Here is a 1,515-nt window from a genome sequence, read left to right as displayed (position 1 = left end):
CCGCCGACGCCGACCGGTCCGGTCGCTCCGTGTCGTCGTCTCCCGCGGATCCGCCCGACTGCGGCGACCCTTCGGGGTCCGACGGCTCGTCGCGTGACCGGTCGGCGTCGTCCATTCACTTTAGGTACGCCACCGGGTGATTATAGGCCTTTTCGGATGGCGGCGACGGATCGTCGGTGAACGATGGGGTGGCCACGCTATTCGGAGCCGGTCATCCGCTCCGGACCGGAGGGATCGCTCGCCCTCGACCCGGGCACGGTCGAAAAGGTTGATAACGACCACGCCCTTCGGTCGCCGTATGGCGAGTGCCCTCGACGAGGACACCCAACAGTCGATCGCGGAAGGCCGCGATTCGGCGAGGGCGTTCCTTCGGACGATCCAGAAGGACCTCCAGAAGGTGTTCGTCGTCTTCCTCCTCGGATTCCTCGTCACGTTCTGGGCGCTCCGCGTGTACGTCTGGGAGTTCCTCTACGGCATCACGGAGGCGAACATGTCCCCCGCCGTCGCCGAGGAGCTCGACGTCATCGCGACTACCCCGTTCGAAGTGATCCTCCTCCAAGCGAAGATCGCGTTGATCGTCGGCGCGATCATCGCGCTCCCCGCGCTGGTGTTCGTCGCCCGCTACGAGCTCCGCGCCCGGGGAATGTGGCCACAGACCCCGATCCCCCGCTGGAAGCTCGCCGCGATCTTCCTCCTCGGGACCGCGCTGTTCTCCGTCGGCGTCGCCTACGGCGTGTACGCGTTCTTCCCGATCATGTTCTCCTTCCTGGCCGGCTTCGGACTCGAAGCCGGGATCCAGCCCACGTACGGTATCGTGATGTGGACGGAGTTCATCGTCTTCCTCTCGCTGTCGTTCGGGCTCGCGGGGCAGATGCCGCTTCTGATCACCGGGCTCTCCTACGCCGAGATCGTCCAATACGAGACGTTCCGCGACAAGTGGCGGTACGCCGTCGTCGCCATCTTCGTGTTCGGCGCGTTCTTCTCGCCGCCGGACCCGTTCACGCAGCTGATGTGGGCGTTCCCGCTCATCGCGCTGTACGGGTTCAGCCTCTATCTCGCGAAGCTCGTCGTCACCGCGAAGCGGAGCTCCGATCGGATCGACGTCGGTGACGCCGTCCGAGCCCACTGGAACGTCGTGCTCGGCGTCGGCGTGCTCGGCGGCGGGATCGTGTACGCCTTCTACGAGTACGGCGGTCGAACCGGAGCCAACGACCTCCTCCGGTGGGCTGGCAGCGACTGGCGGTTCCTCGCGCCGGGCGAGGGGCTCGGCGTCGACCCGGTGACCGCGGCCGCGATCTACGCGGTCGGCTGGGCGCTCGCGTTCGGGGTCCTCGCGACGCTGTGGGCGGTCTACACCGACCTCGACACGACGAGCGCCGGCTACCAGTACGGCGACCCGACCGCCATCGACCTCGAGGAGCTCGACGCGGCCGGCGTGCACGCGGCTCCCGCCGAGCCGTTCGAGGCGATGGACGAGGAGGAATCGCTCGCCCGGGCACAGGCCGCGATCGACGA

1 protein-coding gene is annotated in these 1,515 nt (G+C 67.6%); it reads left to right on the top strand.

Annotation, left to right across the window (positions count from 1 at the left end; translation table 11 throughout):
• Positions 1-298 precede the first annotated feature (298 nt).
• Positions 299-1,515, top strand: a 1,217-nt coding sequence (tatC, locus tag ACFQEU_RS15735; protein WP_379783699.1) for a twin-arginine translocase subunit TatC, incomplete at its 3' end; no start/stop codon positions are given.

The organism is Halorubrum tibetense (assembly GCF_042661865.1).
In the GTDB taxonomy this organism is placed as follows: Archaea; Halobacteriota; Halobacteria; order Halobacteriales; family Haloferacaceae; genus Halorubrum; species Halorubrum tibetense.
Note: the sequence above shows the minus strand (reverse complement) of the source record. Positions and strands in the feature narration are given on the sequence as shown.